This is a genomic window from Comamonas sp. HJ-2, from assembly GCF_053615495.1.
Genome location: NZ_JBSIFD010000010.1, coordinates 51,331 through 66,971, shown reverse-complemented (window position 1 = coordinate 66,971; position 15,641 = coordinate 51,331). Strand labels below are relative to the sequence as shown.

The window sequence follows — 15,641 nt, the reverse complement described above, 5'->3', positions numbered from 1 at the left end:
TAGTTCAGCCTCAATCGCTTGCCAGGCAAGCGCGAGAAGCTATCAAATCTAAACTACGCTGACTGCTCTATCCACCAGCCCTGGGCCAGGCTGCGCTCTATGCCCTGGTCTGCCACTGCCTGTAGTTGTTCAGCACTCACGCAGCCGGGCGCAATTTCGGCCAGCGGCAGCAGCACAAAGGCACGCTGCCACATGCGCGGGTGGGGAAGGGTCAGCTCGGTAGCATCCGAGTGCCGGTCGCCCCATAGCTCGATATCCAGATCCAGCGTGCGCGGTGCATTGCGGTAGGGGCGCTCGCGTCCGGCCTGCAGCTCGATCGCCTGCAGCGCATGCAGCAGATCCAGCGGCTCCTGCCCGGTGCGCAGCAACGCCACCGCATTCAGATAGTCAGGCCCGGACGAATCAATGGGTTTGCTGCTGTAGAGCGAGGACACGGCCAACAGCTCGGTCCGGGCCAGCCCGGCCATCGCCGCCACGGCCCAGGACAGGGTCCGGCGTGCATCGCCGAGGTTGGCCCCGAGACCGACCGCAACCGTGTCGGCCGCCAGCGCCACCGGTTTATTCATTACCACCGGCGACCGGAGCAGCACCGGCGGATGGTTTGCGGCGACGGCGACGGCGCTTTTTGGGCGCGGCGGCATCGCCTTCTGAGGCCACCTGATCCAGCGGGCTGTCCTGCTCGCCTTCGGCTTTTTTCTTGGTCACGCGATGCACCTTGGGCGCCGTTTGCTGCTGGGCACGCTGGCGGGCGCGCTGTTCGTCGCGGGCCTGGGCAATCAGATCATCGCGCTGGGCATCATCGGCCTGTTGGAACTCCTGCCACCAGCTGGCCAGGCTTTCCTCGACCTCGCCGATATCGGCACGCAGGCGCATGAAGTCAAAGCCGGCGCGGAAGCGCGGCTGCGCCACCATGGAGTGCGGGGTGGCTCCGGTGCGCTTGTCAAAGCGCGGCTGCATGACCCAGATCTCGCGCATGTCGGCAGCCAGCTTGCCCCGGCCCGAGACATCGCCGATGCGCTGATCGAACACCTCGTCGATCGACTCCTGCAGCGCAGGGAAAGGGTGATAGCTCTTGGCCAGTCGCTTTTCCCAGCCCTGCTTGACGTCCTGCCACAGCACGCAGGCCAGCAAGAAACTGGGCGCCACGGGCTTGCCTTCGGCCACACGGCGGTCGGTATCCATCAGTGCGGCCTGCACGAAGGGATGGTCGGCACGCTCCATGACCACGTCCAGCAGCGGATAGATGCCACGCGACAGACCCAATTCCTTGAGCTGAGCCACCGAGGCCAGCGCGTGACCGGTCTGCAGCAGCTTGAGCATTTCGTCGAACAAGCGGCTTTGCGGCACTTCCTGCAGCAGCGGCTCGCACTCGACCAGGGGCTTGGCAGTCTTGGCTTCGAGCTTGAAGCCCTTGCCGCTGAGCTTGGCGGCAAAGCGCACGGCCCGAATGATGCGCACCGGGTCTTCGCGGTAGCGCGTGGCCGGATCGCCGATCATGCGCAGCACCTTCTTCTTGGCATCCGCAATGCCGCCGTGATAGTCGACCACGATCTGTGTCTCGGGGTCGTAGTACATGGCGTTGATGGTGAAGTCGCGGCGCGTGGCATCCTGGTCCTGCGGGCCCCAGACGTTGTCACGCAGCACGCGGCCGCTGGCATCCACGGCATGCTTCAGTCCTGCGAGCTGATTCTTGCTGGTACGTTCATTGCCGCTGACCTGCTCGGCCGCGCTGTTGTCAAGAAAGGCACGGAAGGTCGACACCTCGATGACTTCGTTTTCGCGGCCACGGCCATAGACCACGTGCACGATGCGAAAACGCTTGCCGATGATGAAGGCGCGGCGAAACAGGTTCTTGACCTGCTCGGGCGTGGCATCGGTGGCCACGTCGAAGTCCTTGGGACGCAGACCCAGCAGCAGGTCGCGCACGGCGCCGCCGACGATATAGGCCTCGTGGCCCGAGCGCTTGAGGGTCTGCACCACATCGATGGCGCGACGGTCCACCAGATTCGGGTCTATGCCATGCACCTGAACCGGCACTTCCTCACGCTTGCCGAACTTGGGCTTGCGCGAGCGGGGGGCTGCGGGCGCCTTGCCCAGCAGCTTGTCAATAATGGTCTTGATCATGGTGCTTCGCTAAATAGGTCCACGATGCGCCAGCCGCGTTCCTCGGCCAGGGAACGCAAGCGCGCATCGGGGTTGGTGGCCACCGGGTGATCCACTTTTTCAAGCAGGGGCACATCGTTCATGGAGTCGCTGTAGAAGGTCGCCTCGACGTCCTCCCAGCGCAGGCCGCGCTGGGTCAGCCATTCGGTCATGCGCACGACCTTGCCCTCGCGCATATTGGGAATACCGTCAATCTCGCCCGTGAACCAGCCGCTGCCATCACGCACCAGCTCGGTCGCCAGCAGATGCTGCACGCCGAAAGCCTGGGCGATGGGGCGCGTCACAAACTCGTTGGTGGCCGAGGTGATGACCACGGTGTCGCCCGCATCCAGGTGCTGCTGCACCAGGGCCAGGGCGGCAGGCTTGATCGCCGGGCGAATCACCTCGTCCATGAAGCGCTGGTGCGCAGCCGTGGCTGCAGCCTCGCCGCGCTGAACCACGGCAGCCGTGGCAAAGCGCACATAGTCGGGGATGTTGAGACGGCCGGCCAGATAGTCGTCAAAAAAGGCGTCGTTCTGGCGCCCGAACTCCTCGCGGTCGCACCAGCCGATGGCAATGGAAAACTCGCCCCAGCCATGGTCGGAGTCCAGCGGCAGCAGCGTATGGTCCAGGTCAAACAGGGCCAGCCTGGGCTTGATAGCCAATTCAGAAGTCGACATGCAAATCCAACAAAAAGTGCTGTGGCATGGCCAAAGCAGAAAGCGTGAGCAGAGGCCTCACTCGGTTTCCAGCATGGTCTTGAGCAGCGGGATGGTGATGGCGCGCTTGTTGCGCAGGGCAAAACCGTCCAGCATGTCCAGCAGCTGCATCAGCGAGCCCAGATCGCGCGAAAAGCGTCTGAGCATGTAATCCATCACTTCGTCGCTCAGAAACACGCCACGGGCATCGGCTTCCTGACGCAGCACGGCACGCCGTGCCGACTCGTCGAGCAGATGCAGCTGATAGACATGACCCCAGCCAAGGCGGGTGCGCAAGTCCTCGCGCATCTTGAGATCGGCGACTGGCAGCTGGCCTGCAGCCAGCACCCAGCGCGGCAGGCCGGTGGCAGGGCTGGTGGCATTCACAAACCAGTTGAAGGCACGCGCCTGCTGGAACGGGGTGTAGATGTCCACATCGTCCATGAGCACGGCGGCCCAGCGTTCATCGAACTCGGGCGGGAACGGTGTGGATGCATCCATCCAGCCCACCATGGCTCCTTGCTCGCGCAGGGCTTCACGCACCGCCTTGAGCAAATGACTCTTGCCGGACCCTGCCTCTCCCCAGAGATAGGTGGGCACCGGCGTGCGCGACTGCTGCAGCTGGCCATCGCCCACCCAGTGACGCAGGTGATCGATCAACGCAGCATTGGGGCCGACGAAGAAACGCGCGAGCGTCGGGCCGGGCGCCATGCTGATATCCAGAGCCAGCTGCTTCATCTGCGACATACGCGCAGCGCCCCCTTTCCTGGGCATTCAACAGCCCATGCGGCGAAATCTGGCAGGAGATTCATCAGCATCAATGGTGGAAGATACAAAGGCCCGGACGCGCACTTAGATCAGGCCCTGCAATATGCCCTAGCGTGATCACTCGGTAACAAAAGCGCCAATTTTAGTCTGCACTCGCAGCCCCCGAGCGGCTTCGGGCTGATTTTGCCTACTGCCGTTGTTGTAGTCAGGCCATGAATGCTCCAGCAAAACCCTTTGACGCATGTCCGGGCGCCCCCGCTGCACGGGCAAGCGCCGTAGAATCCCGGGGTTTCCGCCCAGCAGGGCGCCCCCGCACCGGATCCATCGATGAGCTCTTCCGCATCCTCCTCTACCCCCATTTCCTACAAAGACGCCGGTGTTGACATCGACGCAGGCGACGCACTGGTCGAACGCATCAAGCCCCTGGCCAAGAAAACCATGCGCGAAGGCGTGATGGCCGGCATCGGCGGCTTCGGCGCCCTGTTCGAAGTGCCCAAGCGCTACAAGGAACCCGTTCTGGTGTCCGGCACCGACGGCGTGGGCACCAAGCTCAAGCTGGCCTTCGAGTGGAATATGCACGACACCGTGGGCATCGACCTGGTGGCCATGAGCGTGAACGATGTGCTGGTGCAGGGCGCCGAGCCCCTGTTCTTCCTCGACTATTTCGCCTGCGGCAAACTGCATGTGGACACGGCCGCTGCCGTGGTGGGCGGTATCGCCAAGGGCTGCGAGCTGTCCGGCTGCGCGCTGATCGGTGGAGAAACCGCTGAAATGCCCGGCATGTACCCCGATGGCGAATACGATCTGGCCGGCTTTGCCGTCGGTGCGGTCGAAAAGTCCAAGATCCTCAGCGGTCAGAACGTCAAGCCCGGCGATGTGGTGCTGGGTCTGGCCTCGCACGGCGTGCACTCCAACGGTTTCTCGCTGGTACGCAAGTGCATCGAGCGCGCCGAAGCCCAGGGCAGCGTGCCCGCGACTCTGGACGGCAAGCCCTTCAAGGCAGCCATCATGGAGCCTACCCGTCTGTATGTGAAGAACGTGCTGGCCGCACTGGACAAGCACCCCATCAAGGCCCTGGCCCACATCACGGGCGGCGGCCTGCTGGAGAACATTCCCCGCGTGCTGCCCGAAGGCACCGCAGCCCATCTCAAGGCCGGCAGCTGGCCCCAGACCGAGCTGTTCGCCTGGCTGCAAAAGACCGCCGGCATTGACGACATCGAGATGAACCGCACGTTCAACAACGGTATCGGCATGGTGGTTGTGGTTGCCGCTGAAGACGCAGAAGCCACGGCAGCCACACTGGCCGAGCTGGGCGAGAAGGTCTACAGCATCGGCGCCATCACGGAAATCGGCTCCGGCAAGCCCGTTGAAGTGCGCTAAGCAGGCCTTCATCACAGCCCCTCTACCCCGAGCCTGAATGACGCAGCATTTGCCCGCCCCCATCACTACGCAACCGGGCCCTTCGCCCAAGGTCATACTGGCCAGTTACATATTGATGGGAGCAGCATTGCTGCTCGTCATGCATCAGGGAATACTCCCCGGCCTGCTGTGTGTGTGCGTAGGCTTCATGCTTACCCGCTCGCTGTCGCGCCTGCTGTCACGCGCCAACCCTCGCGCCTTTGCCAGCAACCAGCTGCCACGCTGGGCCCAGGTGGTTGCCACCACCATCGTGATTCTGGCACCGCTGGCCCTGCTCAGCGGCGCACTCTCCCAGACCCGGACCTATATCACCGAAGCCCCCGCCCAGTACAAGGAACTGCTGGACTATCTGGCGGCCACGGTGCTGGAGCTGCGAGAAAAACTGCCTTCGGACATTGCCGACCAACTGCCTGACGGCGCTCAGGAAATTCAAAGCAAGCTGGCCGGCTATCTGGCCGCCAAGGCCGGTGTGCTGGCCACTGCAGGCCGAGCCTGGCTCACTGGCTTGCTCTATGCCTATGTGGGCCTGATCATCGGCGCGCTGGCAGCCGTTCGCCCCATCGCCACGCGTCACCCGCCGCTGGTGCAGGCCCTGCAGCAGCGCATCGGTCACTTTGCCCTGGCCTTCAAGCAGATCGTGGCCGCCCAGTTCTGGATTGCGGCCTTCAACACGCTGCTGACGTCCGTCTTCCTGTTGGCCATATTGCCGATCTGGAAGCTGCAACTGCCTTACACCCCCGCTCTGATCACGCTGACTTTCATCGCCGGGCTGATCCCCATCGTCGGCAACTTGCTGTGCAATGCCGTGCTGACGCTGGTCGGCCTGTCCGTATCGCCCATAGCTGCTGCTGCCTGCCTGGGCTTCCTGATCCTGATTCACAAGGCTGAATACGTGATCAACGCCAAGGTGGTGGGAACACGCACGCATATGGGCGTATGGGAGCTGCTGGCCGTGATGTTTGTGGCCGAGTCCGTCTTCGGCCCAGCAGGCCTGGTGGCAGCGCCGCTGTTCTATGCCTATCTCAAGAAAGAGCTGGAAGCCGCACAACTGGTGTAAGCAAGCTGCTTGCCCCCAAGACGCTCAACCTGCGCGGCGCAGCCGGGCAATGGTTTTGGCGATGTAATCGGCCTCCTGCCCTTGTGCGGCAGGCGCATAACGCTCCAGATCCGATAGCGCTCTTTCAATCACTCCCCATTGGGCATACGCCATGCCGCGGTCCCGGAACAGCTCCTCGCGGCCAGGCTGCAGCAGGATCAGGCGATTGAGCACGGCCACCAGCATGGGCCAGTCTTTCTGGACCTGATGAATCTCCTGCAGATTGCGCAGCATGCGCGCCACGACATCTCGCGGATGAGCGGCCTGCAGATACAGCCCCAGCGGCGGCGCATCATCGGGTGAAATACCGGCCTGATCGAGAAACGGCTGCAGGCGCTCTGCCAAGGCGCTTGCGGAGTAGGAGTCGCCTGTCAACGGATCCTGCACCACCTGCCCCTGCGGCAGCATGACCTTGACCAGAAAATGCCCTGGAAAGCCTATGCCCTCCACCGTCAGACCGATGCCGGCAGCCAGCTCCAGCCAGACCAGTGCCACGCTGATGGGAATGCCGCGCCTTGTCTGCAGCACATGGTGGATGTAGCTGTTGGCAGGGTCGTAATAGTTGTTGAGGTTGCCGGCAAAGCCCAGCTCGCCATAGAAGAACTTGTTGAGCGCACCGAGCTTGCGCAAACCGTCCTCCTCGCCGGCCAGACGCTGCACCAAACGCACTTGCAGCCTGTCCAGCTCGGCCAGCACGGCCTGCAGGTCAAGATCAGGTTCGGCATCCTGAGCAATGCTGATGGCGGCTTCCATCAAGGCAAAGTTTTCATCACTCTGCACCAAAGACGCAAAATACTGCAGGGCCGTGGGGTACTCGTCTATCGTCCAGCTCATAGGCTGATTTGTAAGCCGCCTTGGCAGGTCATGCAAGCGAAATCCCCTTGATACGCCTGTAAAACCTGCGCTGACCGCTCACTTTTCCATGAGCAGCTCAAGCTTTAACGGCGCAGCAATTGACGCAGATTCAGGCCCGACAGCATCAGCACGCCAAAGTAAAGCACGGCGGCACCAACCATCATGGCAGCCAGCAGACCTGCGCGCAGCAAGCCATTGCTGCGCAAGCCCACCCAGTCGAAGTGCTGACTGCCCCAGAGCAGCAGCACCGCCAGCAAGGCACTGGCCGCAATCACCTGCACGATGAACTTCAACCAGCCCGGCCTGGGCTTGTAGGTACCGCGACGCAACAAACCCGTGAGCAGCCAGCTCGCGTTGACCAGTGCAGCCAGGCCGATGGACAGGGCCAGCCCGGTGTGCTTGAGCCAGGGCACCAGCACCAGATTGAGCAACTGCGTAATCACCAGCACCACGATTGCAATCTTCACGGGTGTGCGGATGTCCTGGCTGGCGTAGTAGCCGGGCGCCAGCACCTTGATGGCCACCAGGCCCAGCAGGCCGGCGCCGTAGCCCATCAGAGCCAGGGCAATCTGCCCCACATCGCTGTCATGCAAGGCACCGCGATGGAATAGCGTGGCCACCAGCGGCGTGGCAAAGGTCAGCAGCCCCACGGCGCAGGGCACGGCCAGCAGCACAACCAGGCGCAGACCCCAGTCCAGCATATTGGAATAGCGCTCGCCATCACCTGCCGCCTTGGCTGAAGCCAGCTGCGGCGTCAGCACCACCCCCAGAGCCACGCCCAGCAAGGCCGTGGGAAACTCCATCAGACGGTCGGCATAGAACAACCAGGTCACGCTTCCGGGCGCCATATAGGAAGCTATCTGGGTGTTGATCATCAATGAGACCTGGGCCACCCCTACCCCCAGCAGCGCCGGCCCCATCAGTGCCAGGATGCGACGCACACCCGCCTCGTCCCAGGCTGCGCGAATGGCTGCGTACGAGAAGCCGATGCGCGGCATCAGCCCCATGGAACGCAACGCGGGAATCTGCACCGCCAGTTGCAGCACGCCGCCCAGCATCACGCCGCCAGCCATGGCATAGATGGGTTCTATGCCCTGCTTCTCGAACCAGGGGGCTCCCAGCAGAGCCGCCACGATCATGCTGATATTGAGCAGCACGGGCGTGGCTGCCGACACCGCGAACTTCTTCCAGGTATTGAGAATGCCTGCCGACAGAGCCACCAGCGACATAAAGCCGATATAGGGGAACATCCAGCGCGTCATCACCACGGCTGCGTGATAGCCGTCGGGTGACTGGCGCATGCCGCTGGCCAGCAGCCAGACCAGCAGCGGCGCGCCGATCACGCCCAAGACGCAGACCACCAGCAGAGCCCAGAACAGCATGGTTGCGACATGGCTGATCAGGTGGCGCGTGGCCTCCTCGCCATCCCGGGTCTTGCTCGCGGCCAGCACCGGCACAAAGGCCTGGCTGAAAGCCCCTTCGGCGAACAGGCGCCGGAACAGGTTGGGAATTCTGAAGGCGACATTGAACGCGTCTGTGAGGGCATTGGCTCCAAACATGGAGGCCATGAGCAGATCGCGAACCAGCCCCGAAACACGGGAGGCCAGCGTCATCAGGGATACGGTGGAGGCGGCTTTGAACAGTGACACGCAGCGAAGTGTATGCGTTCATGCCAAGCGCTGCAGGCTGATTTGCGGCGCTTTTCACTCTGTAGCAATCCAGCGATCTCAAACCAGACACGGCCCAACACAGAGACATCGAGCAAGGGCCGCCCCGCCGCGAGGATGTCGTCCCCCTTAAAGGGGGAAGCGGCAAAGCCGCACAGGGGGTGATACAATCCACGGTTTTGCTGACATCATCCTCAGACACACAAGGAAATAAATCATGGCAACTAAAGCCAAAAAGAACCCCCGCCTGGCTTCTGGCCGCAAGCGCGCCCGCCAGAACGTCAAGCTGAACGCTGCGAACACTTCGCTGCGTTCCAAGTACCGTACTGCTGTCAAGAATGTCGAGAAGGCTGTTGTGGCCGGCGACAAGACCAAGGCAGCTGAACTGTTTGCCAAGGCTCAGTCCGTGATCGACGCGATCGCTGACAAGGGCATCTTCCACAAGAACAAGGCAGCTCGCGACAAGAGCCGCCTGTCCGCCAAGGTCAAGACCCTGGCTCTGGCTGCCTAATACCAGCCTCCCTCAAGCACGGATGACTTCGGTCATCTGCCGTTTGTAACGGGTGCGCTGTCAGCAAAAACATCAAAACCGCCTCAGGGCGGTTTTTTTGTTGCCTGTGCCCGACATGACTGCCTCATCAAGGCATGCACAGACGCGCCTCACACCTAGCACAAAGCACCCTAATACGAATTGATTAGCGTCATATTTTGACTTCCCTAGGACAATCCCCAGGTCGGGGAGTCTCATGTCTTTTATAGGACTTGCCCCGTATCTTCGCAAAAAGCCTGCCGCCTGCCCGCAGGCTTTTTTGATAGTCAAGTCTAGAAAAAGTCATGAAAAAGTCGATCAAAGCAGGACTGGGAGCCGTCGCGGCCCTGGTCCTGGCCGCGCTGTTATTTTTGTTTTGGCCAATATTCCCTCGCTCCGTGCCCAAGGCCGAGAACGAGCAGCCCGTTGATGTGGTGATGGTAGGCGCCGGCGTGATGAGCACGACGCTGGCCACCTATCTGCAGGAACTGCAGCCCGACTGGAAGATCGAGGTCTTCGAACGCCTGGACGGCGTGGCCCTGGAAAGCTCCAACGGCTGGAACAACGCCGGCACCGGCCACTCCGGCTTTGCCGAGCTCAACTACACGCCCCAGTTGCCCGACGGCAGCGTGGAAACCAAGCGTGCCGTGAGCATTGCCGAGCAGTTCGAGGTGACGCGCCAGTTCTGGGCCCACCAGGTCGGCCGCGGCCACCTGCAGTCGCCCGAGACTTTCGTGAACGCCACGCCCCATATGAGCTTCGTCTGGGGTGATGACAACATCGCCTTCCTCAAGAAGCGCCAGCAAGCCCTGGTCCAGAACCCCCTGTTCTACGGCATGGAGTACTCCGAAGACCAGGCACAGATCAAGAAGTGGGCCCCGCTGATGATCGAAGGCCGCGACCCGGCCCAGAAGATCGCCGCCACCTATATGCCCCTGGGCACCGACGTGAACCATGGCGTCTGGACCGAGCAGCTGATGGCCTCGCTCCAGAAGGGCCCCAACTTCCAGCTGCACCTGCAAAGCGAAGTCACGGCCCTGCGCCAGAACGCCGACAAGACCTGGAACGTGACCGTGGCCGATCTGGCCAAGGGCGGCCAGGAAAAGACCGTCAAGGCCAAGTTCGTCTTCGTCGGTGCCGGCGGTGCCGCACTCAAGCTGCTGCAGGCCTCGGGCATCCCCGAATCCAAGAACTACGCCGGCTTCCCCGTGGGCGGCCAGTTCCTGGCCATCGAGAACCCCGAGCTGGCCAAGCGCCACGACGTCAAGGCCTACGGCATTGCCTCCACCGGCTCGCCTCCCATGTCCGTGCCCCATCTGGACGCCCGCCAGCTCGACGGCAAGCCCGTGGTGCTGTTTGGCCCCTTTGCACTGGCCACCACCAAGTTCCTCAAGAACGGCTCCTGGTGGGACCTGTTCTCCTCGGTCACCCATGACAATCTGATGGGCATGCTGCGCGTGGGCATCCACAACCTGGACCTGGTCCAGTACCTGATGCAGCAGGCCGAGCTGACCGACGCCGACCGTCAGGCCGTGCTGGCCCAGTACTTCCCCGAAGCCAAGCGCGAGGACTGGAAGCTGGTCACCGCCGGCCAACGCGTGCAAATCATCAAGCGCGACCCTGAAAAAGGCGCCGTGCTGCAGTTCGGCACCGAAATCGTGGGCTCGGAAGACGGCAGCATTGCCGCCCTGCTGGGTGCCTCGCCCGGCGCCTCGACCGCTCCCCACATCATGCTGAACCTGCTCAAGAAGTCCTTCCCCGAGCAGATGGCCAGCACCGAGTGGAAGGCTCACATCCAGCAGATCGTGCCCTCCTACGGCCGCAAGATCAACGAGGATGCCGCCTATACCAACGAGATCCGCCGCATGACCAGCTCGGCCCTGAAGCTGCCCTATGTGGATGTTCCTGCCGATCTGGGCAAAAAGGCCGAAGCGGCTCCCGCGCCTGCTGCCGCTCCCCAGAACCCCACCCAGCTGAACAAGGAAATGCAGGCGCTCTAAGCCCAGCCCTCCCCGCACCGGCCCCGCCGGTGCCCGCCCCGCCGGCCTGTGCCGCGCGGGGTTTTTTCTTGCAGAGTCCCTCCGCTTGGTGCTCTGCAACTTCCTTTTCCCCATGCACCAGCCACTGACTCACGCACCGATAGGCCGCGCCCTGCTGCGTTTTTCCCTGCCACTGTGGGGCGGCTATGTGCTGCAGTCGCTCAATACCTCGGTCAATGCCTTCTGGATCGGACGCCATCTGGGCGAGAGTGCGCTGTCTGCGGCCGTGCATGCCAACAATCTGCTGTTTGCGCTGATTGCTCTGGTCTTCGGCATCAGCCAGGCCGCCAATCTGCTGGTGGCTCAGGCCGTGGGCGCGGGCCGCTGGGCCCTGGCCCGCCGCATCACAGGCACCAGTGCCAGCCTGTTTCTGGGCATGTCCCTGCTGATGGCCGCCCTGGGCTGGCCGCTGGCCGCCCCCATGCTGGGCATCATGGGGGCCGAGCCTGCCACCGCCGCACTGGCCGTGGACTATCTGCGCGTGCTCTTTCTCGCGCTGCCGCCCATGCTGCTGCTGATCTTCGTGGCCGCCGTGCTCCGCGGCACAGGCGACAGTCGCACGCCTTTCGTGGCCCTGCTGGGCGTGGCCCTGGGCGATGCCCTGCTCAACCCCTTGTTCATTTTCGGCGCCGGCCCCCTGCCAGGCCTTGGCATGGCGGGCTCGGCCCTGGCCACTCTGGTGGCCAACAGCCTCGGCCTTGCGGGCCTGCTGGCCTGGCTGCGCTGGCAGCGCCTGCCGCTGTGGATAGGCTGGCGCCAGCGCCGCCATTGGCGGCCTGTGCCTGAGTTGCTGCGCTGCCTGGTCATCAAGGGCCTGCCCATGGGCCTGCAGATGCTGCTGCTCTCACTCTCCCTGGTGCTGATGCTGGCCCTGATCAACACCCATGGCGCCCAGGTTTCGGCCGCCTACGGCGCAGCCCTGCAGCTGTGGACCTATGTCCAGATGCCGGCCATTGCCGTGGCCTCGGCCTGCACCACCATCGCCGCCCAGAACGTGGGCGCCGGTCACTGGCCGCGCGTGGCGCGTACGGCGCGTGCCGGCGTGGCCTGCCACCTGTTGCTGACCGGCGCCTGCGTGGCCCTGATTCTGGCCTGCGACCGATCCGTGCTGGCCCTGTTCCTGCCCGAGGGCAGCACGGCCCTGGAGCCTGCACGCCATCTCAACCGCATCGTGCTGGGCTCGTTCATGCTGCTGGGCGTGAGCAGCGTGCTGGCCGGCGTGGTGCGCTCCACGGGTGCAGTGCTGGCGCCCCTGGCCATCCTGGCCCTGACGCTCTGGGGCCTGCGCCTGCCCCTGGCCTGGAGGCTGCAGCCGCTGTGGGGGCAGGATGCGCTGTGGTGGAGTTTTCCGCTCAGCGCGCTGGCATCCATGCTGCTGTCCATCGCCTACTACCGCTGGGGCCCGTGGCACCGGTCACGGCTGCTGGACAGCACGACAGCGCAGAACTAGCCCCGCCCGCAGCACACAGATACAAAAAAAGCTTCCCCTGGAAGCCTTTGTCGTTTGCGCGGCGCCTCTTGGCACCTGAAAAATCACTTCTTGCCGGCTGGCAGCTTGTCAGGAAGCAGGCAGGCCTCGGCCACTTGCAGATCGTTGTCCTTGGCGAAGTTCAAGCAGAAGTCCCAGGCCATGGGCTCGTAGTCGCGCAGATCCCGGTTGATGACCACGCATTTGGTGCCGTTCATCACCGTAGGCACGCACCAGGGAGAGTAGCTCAGATGGCTTCCGGCGCAGGCTCCACCAGGGCGAAACTGACTCATGACACCGGCCAAGCGCTCGGCCCAGTCACTGGGTCGAAAGGTTTTTCCGGCATGGGTCATACCCATGATGAACAGTTCTTTGCTGGAAGGGGTAACCATCAAATATTCGCCAAAAAGATCCGGCAACCAGGCGGGATCCCCGCCAACATGCCTAAACAAGCATTCTAACTCTTGTATAAGAGCCATGCTGTCAACCCCACAATGGCGTAGGTTGATTGCATGGCAGCGATGCGCAATCCGCAATGTTGGGGTTATCCGGGCACTCTAGAATCAAAGCTCTCATTTTTCAGGCGCCACCGTGCGCCGTTGACCTTCCTTCTCAGGAGATTCTTGCAATGACCGCTTTCATCGAGGCAGCTTCGCCCCACGTTATGCCCACTTACGGCCGCGTACCCATCGCGCTGGAGCGCGGCCAGGGCTGCCGCGTTTGGGACGTGAACGGCAAGGAATACCTGGACGCGCTGGGCGGCATTGCCGTCAACACCCTGGGGCACAACCACCCCAAGCTGGTGCCTGCCCTGCAAGAGCAGGTGGCCAAGCTGATCCACACCAGCAACTACTACCATGTGCCCGGCCAGGAAACCCTGGCCAAGCTGCTGACCGAGCGCTCGGGCATGACCAATGTGTTCTTCTGCAACACCGGCCTGGAAGCCAACGAGGCCGCGATCAAGATCGCCCGCAAATACGGCGTGGACAAGGGCATTGCCAAGCCCGAAATCGTGGTCTATGACCATGCTTTCCACGGCCGCTCCATCGCCACCATGAGCGCCACGGCCAACCCCAAGGTACGCAACGGCTTTGGCGATCTGCTCGCTGGCTTCACCCGCATCGCACCCAATGATTACGAAGCCCTGATCGATGCAACCGAAGGCAATCCCAACATCGTCGCCATCATGATGGAGCCCATCCAGGGCGAAGGCGGTCTGCACCCCATGCGCGCCGACTATCTCAAGAAGGTGCGCGAGCTGTGCGATGCCAAGGGCTGGCTGCTAATCATGGACGAGGTGCAGGCCGGCATGGGCCGCACCGGCAAATGGTTTGCCCACCAGTGGGCCGGCATCACCCCCGATGTGATGACCCTGGCCAAGGGACTGGGCTCTGGCGTGCCCGTGGGCGCCGTAGTGGCGCACAAGGCGGCTGCCGAAGTGCTCAAGGCAGGCAACCATGGCTCCACCTTTGGCGGCAACCCTCTGTCCATGCGCGCCGGGGTGGAAACCATCCGCATCATGGAGGAAGACGGCCTGCTGGCTCATACCACTGAAGTGGGTGAATATCTGAAAGCTAAACTGCAGGCTGAACTGGGCAGCCTCGAAGGCTTCGTCGAAGTGCGCGGCCAGGGCCTGATGATTGGCGTGGAGCTGACCAAGCCCTGTGGCGAGCTGATTGGCCAGGCCGCAGAAGCCGGCCTGCTGCTGAGCGTGACCGCCGACACCGTGATTCGCCTGGTGCCGCCGCTGATCCTGAGCAAGGCCGAAGCCGACGAAATCGTCGCCAGGCTCAAGCCCCTGGTTCAAGCTATTCTGGCTGCCTGATCCTCCAAGGAATTCCGCATGAAGCATTACCTGCAATTTAGCGACTTCACGGCAGATGAATACGACTACCTGCTGGAACGTGCCGCCCTGATCAAGAAAAAGTTCAAGGGTTACGAGAAGCACCACACGCTGATCGACCGCACCATGGCCATGATCTTCGAGAAGGCCAGCACGCGCACCCGCGTCAGCTTCGAAGCCGGTATGTACCAGCTCGGCGGCTCCGTGGTCCACCTGACCACGGGCGACAGCCAGCTGGGCCGCTCCGAGCCGATTGAAGATAGCGCACGCGTCATCAGCCGCATGACCGATCTGGTCATGATCCGCACCTTCGGTCAGGACAAGATCGAGCGCTTTGCCCAGTACTCGCGCGTGCCCGTCATCAACGGACTGACCAACGAGTTCCACCCCTGCCAGATCCTGGCCGACATCTTCACCTTCATCGAGCACCGCGGCTCGATCAAGGGCAAGGTGGTGGCCTGGGTGGGCGACGGCAACAACATGGCCAACACCTGGCTGCAGGCCGCCGATCTGCTGGGCTTCACAGTTCATGTCAGCACACCCGGCGGCTACGAGGTGGACGAGCAGCTGGCCTTCAACGGCAAGCCCGTCAACCCCGGCTGCTACAAGGTGTTCAAGGACCCTCTCGAAGCCTGCAAGGGCGCCGATCTGGTCACCACCGATGTCTGGACCAGCATGGGCTACGAAGCCGAGAACGAGGCGCGCAAGAAGGCTTTTGCCGACTGGTGCGTGGATGCCGAGATGATGGCCTCGGCCAAGGCTGATGCCCTGTTCATGCACTGCCTGCCCGCCCACCGCGGCGAGGAAGTGGAAGCCGAAGTCATAGACGGTCCCCAATCCGTGGTCTGGGACGAGGCCGAGAATCGCATGCATGTGCAAAAGGCTCTCATGGAGTACCTTTTGCTGGGTCGCGTGGACTGATGGCGAAGACATCGGTGCACGCGACGGCTCGCCAGAGCCAGCATGCGATTCGGGCGCAGGCTCATACCCGCTTCGCGGGTGTGAAGCGGCAGCATGCCGCGTGCCAAAGCCAAAATCGCATGCATGTGCAAAAGGCTCTCATGGAGTACCTGCTGCTGGGCCGCCAGCCAGGCTGATTCGGCACGTCCGGGCTCAT

Annotated in this window: 14 protein-coding genes; 7 read left to right on the top strand and 7 right to left on the bottom strand. The window is 62.9% G+C overall.

The window, feature by feature from the left end; genetic code table 11:
- Window positions 1–53: 53 nt before the first annotated feature.
- Genes folK through hda form a run of 4 tightly spaced genes read right to left on the bottom strand, consistent with a single transcriptional unit; the run spans window position 54 to window position 3,578 of the window.
- A complete protein-coding gene (gene folK, locus ACWGXF_RS09440; protein WP_039049079.1) occupies window positions 54–566 on the bottom strand; it encodes a 2-amino-4-hydroxy-6-hydroxymethyldihydropteridine diphosphokinase in 513 nt (170 codons plus the stop codon).
- Window positions 559–2,124, bottom strand: coding sequence for a polynucleotide adenylyltransferase PcnB (gene pcnB / locus ACWGXF_RS09435; RefSeq protein ID WP_039049078.1), 1,566 nt, complete (start codon window positions 2,122–2,124; stop codon window positions 559–561). The genes folK and pcnB overlap by 8 nt, the downstream gene beginning before the upstream one ends.
- Entirely contained in the window at window positions 2,121–2,822 is a 702-nt protein-coding gene (locus ACWGXF_RS09430; RefSeq protein WP_452101860.1) for an HAD family hydrolase, read from the bottom strand. Before ACWGXF_RS09430 ends, pcnB begins: the two co-directional genes overlap by 4 nt.
- A 57-nt stretch (window positions 2,823–2,879) precedes the next feature.
- Complete coding sequence (hda, locus tag ACWGXF_RS09425) at window positions 2,880–3,578, bottom strand: DnaA regulatory inactivator Hda (RefSeq protein ID WP_003070849.1); 699 nt, start codon at window positions 3,576–3,578, stop codon at window positions 2,880–2,882.
- 357 nt (window positions 3,579–3,935) lie between these two features.
- On the opposite strand from hda, the gene purM reads away from it, so the two are divergent.
- Window positions 3,936–4,988, top strand: coding sequence for a phosphoribosylformylglycinamidine cyclo-ligase (purM, locus tag ACWGXF_RS09420; RefSeq protein WP_003070848.1), 1,053 nt, complete (start codon window positions 3,936–3,938; stop codon window positions 4,986–4,988).
- A 37-nt stretch (window positions 4,989–5,025) separates the two neighbouring features.
- The gene (locus ACWGXF_RS09415; protein ID WP_003070847.1) at window positions 5,026–6,084 is read left to right on the top strand and encodes an AI-2E family transporter; all 1,059 of its coding nucleotides are present in this window, start codon (window positions 5,026–5,028) and stop codon (window positions 6,082–6,084) included.
- A gap of 24 nt (window positions 6,085–6,108) precedes the next feature.
- Here the strand turns inward: ACWGXF_RS09415 and ACWGXF_RS09410 are convergent, their stop codons facing one another.
- Complete coding sequence (locus ACWGXF_RS09410) at window positions 6,109–6,957, bottom strand: SirB1 family protein (RefSeq protein WP_003070846.1); 849 nt, start codon at window positions 6,955–6,957, stop codon at window positions 6,109–6,111.
- A gap of 104 nt (window positions 6,958–7,061) precedes the next feature.
- Window positions 7,062–8,627, bottom strand: a complete 1,566-nt coding sequence (gene murJ / locus ACWGXF_RS09405) for a murein biosynthesis integral membrane protein MurJ (RefSeq protein WP_012839454.1) — start codon at window positions 8,625–8,627, stop codon at window positions 7,062–7,064.
- A gap of 235 nt (window positions 8,628–8,862) precedes the next feature.
- Here murJ and rpsT point away from each other — a divergent pair, with 235 nt between their 5' ends.
- The 3 genes from rpsT to ACWGXF_RS09390 all read left to right on the top strand — a co-directional run bounded on the left by rpsT (window position 8,863) and on the right by ACWGXF_RS09390 (window position 12,663).
- Window positions 8,863–9,156, top strand: a complete 294-nt coding sequence (rpsT, locus tag ACWGXF_RS09400; RefSeq protein ID WP_003052598.1) for a 30S ribosomal protein S20 — start codon at window positions 8,863–8,865, stop codon at window positions 9,154–9,156.
- A gap of 323 nt (window positions 9,157–9,479) precedes the next feature.
- The gene (gene mqo, locus ACWGXF_RS09395) at window positions 9,480–11,174 is read left to right on the top strand and encodes a malate dehydrogenase (quinone) (RefSeq protein WP_046461553.1); all 1,695 of its coding nucleotides are present in this window, start codon (window positions 9,480–9,482) and stop codon (window positions 11,172–11,174) included.
- Between the two features lie 112 nt (window positions 11,175–11,286).
- Complete coding sequence (locus tag ACWGXF_RS09390) at window positions 11,287–12,663, top strand: MATE family efflux transporter (protein WP_256631120.1); 1,377 nt, start codon at window positions 11,287–11,289, stop codon at window positions 12,661–12,663.
- A gap of 83 nt (window positions 12,664–12,746) precedes the next feature.
- On the opposite strand, the gene ACWGXF_RS09385 is transcribed toward ACWGXF_RS09390, so the two are convergent.
- A complete protein-coding gene (locus tag ACWGXF_RS09385) occupies window positions 12,747–13,073 on the bottom strand; it encodes a DUF3579 domain-containing protein (protein ID WP_003052588.1) in 327 nt (108 codons plus the stop codon).
- Between the two features lie 236 nt (window positions 13,074–13,309).
- On the opposite strand from ACWGXF_RS09385, the gene ACWGXF_RS09380 reads away from it, so the two are divergent.
- Window positions 13,310–14,506, top strand: coding sequence for an aspartate aminotransferase family protein (locus ACWGXF_RS09380; protein ID WP_034380459.1), 1,197 nt, complete (start codon window positions 13,310–13,312; stop codon window positions 14,504–14,506).
- A gap of 18 nt (window positions 14,507–14,524) precedes the next feature.
- A complete protein-coding gene (argF, locus tag ACWGXF_RS09375; RefSeq protein ID WP_012839458.1) occupies window positions 14,525–15,445 on the top strand; it encodes an ornithine carbamoyltransferase in 921 nt (306 codons plus the stop codon).
- Window positions 15,446–15,641: the final 196 nt, after the last annotated feature.

Bases quoted from the DNA above. Each gene is read 5' to 3' on its own strand.
- hda (WP_003070849.1), bottom strand. From the start codon at position 3,578: ATGAAGCAGCTGGCTCTGGATATCAGCATGGCGCCCGGCCCGACGCTC.
- ACWGXF_RS09430 (WP_452101860.1), bottom strand. From the start codon at position 2,822: ATGTCGACTTCTGAATTGGCTATCAAGCCCAGGCTGGCCCTGTTTGAC.
- pcnB (WP_039049078.1), bottom strand. From the start codon at position 2,124: ATGATCAAGACCATTATTGACAAGCTGCTGGGCAAGGCGCCCGCAGCC.
- argF (WP_012839458.1), top strand. From the start codon at position 14,525: ATGAAGCATTACCTGCAATTTAGCGACTTCACGGCAGATGAATACGAC.
- rpsT (WP_003052598.1), top strand. From the start codon at position 8,863: ATGGCAACTAAAGCCAAAAAGAACCCCCGCCTGGCTTCTGGCCGCAAG.
- ACWGXF_RS09415 (WP_003070847.1), top strand. From the start codon at position 5,026: ATGACGCAGCATTTGCCCGCCCCCATCACTACGCAACCGGGCCCTTCG.
- ACWGXF_RS09380 (WP_034380459.1), top strand. From the start codon at position 13,310: ATGACCGCTTTCATCGAGGCAGCTTCGCCCCACGTTATGCCCACTTAC.
- folK (WP_039049079.1), bottom strand. From the start codon at position 566: ATGAATAAACCGGTGGCGCTGGCGGCCGACACGGTTGCGGTCGGTCTC.
- ACWGXF_RS09385 (WP_003052588.1), bottom strand. From the start codon at position 13,073: ATGGTTACCCCTTCCAGCAAAGAACTGTTCATCATGGGTATGACCCAT.
- ACWGXF_RS09390 (WP_256631120.1), top strand. From the start codon at position 11,287: ATGCACCAGCCACTGACTCACGCACCGATAGGCCGCGCCCTGCTGCGT.
- ACWGXF_RS09410 (WP_003070846.1), bottom strand. From the start codon at position 6,957: ATGAGCTGGACGATAGACGAGTACCCCACGGCCCTGCAGTATTTTGCG.
- mqo (WP_046461553.1), top strand. From the start codon at position 9,480: ATGAAAAAGTCGATCAAAGCAGGACTGGGAGCCGTCGCGGCCCTGGTC.
- purM (WP_003070848.1), top strand. From the start codon at position 3,936: ATGAGCTCTTCCGCATCCTCCTCTACCCCCATTTCCTACAAAGACGCC.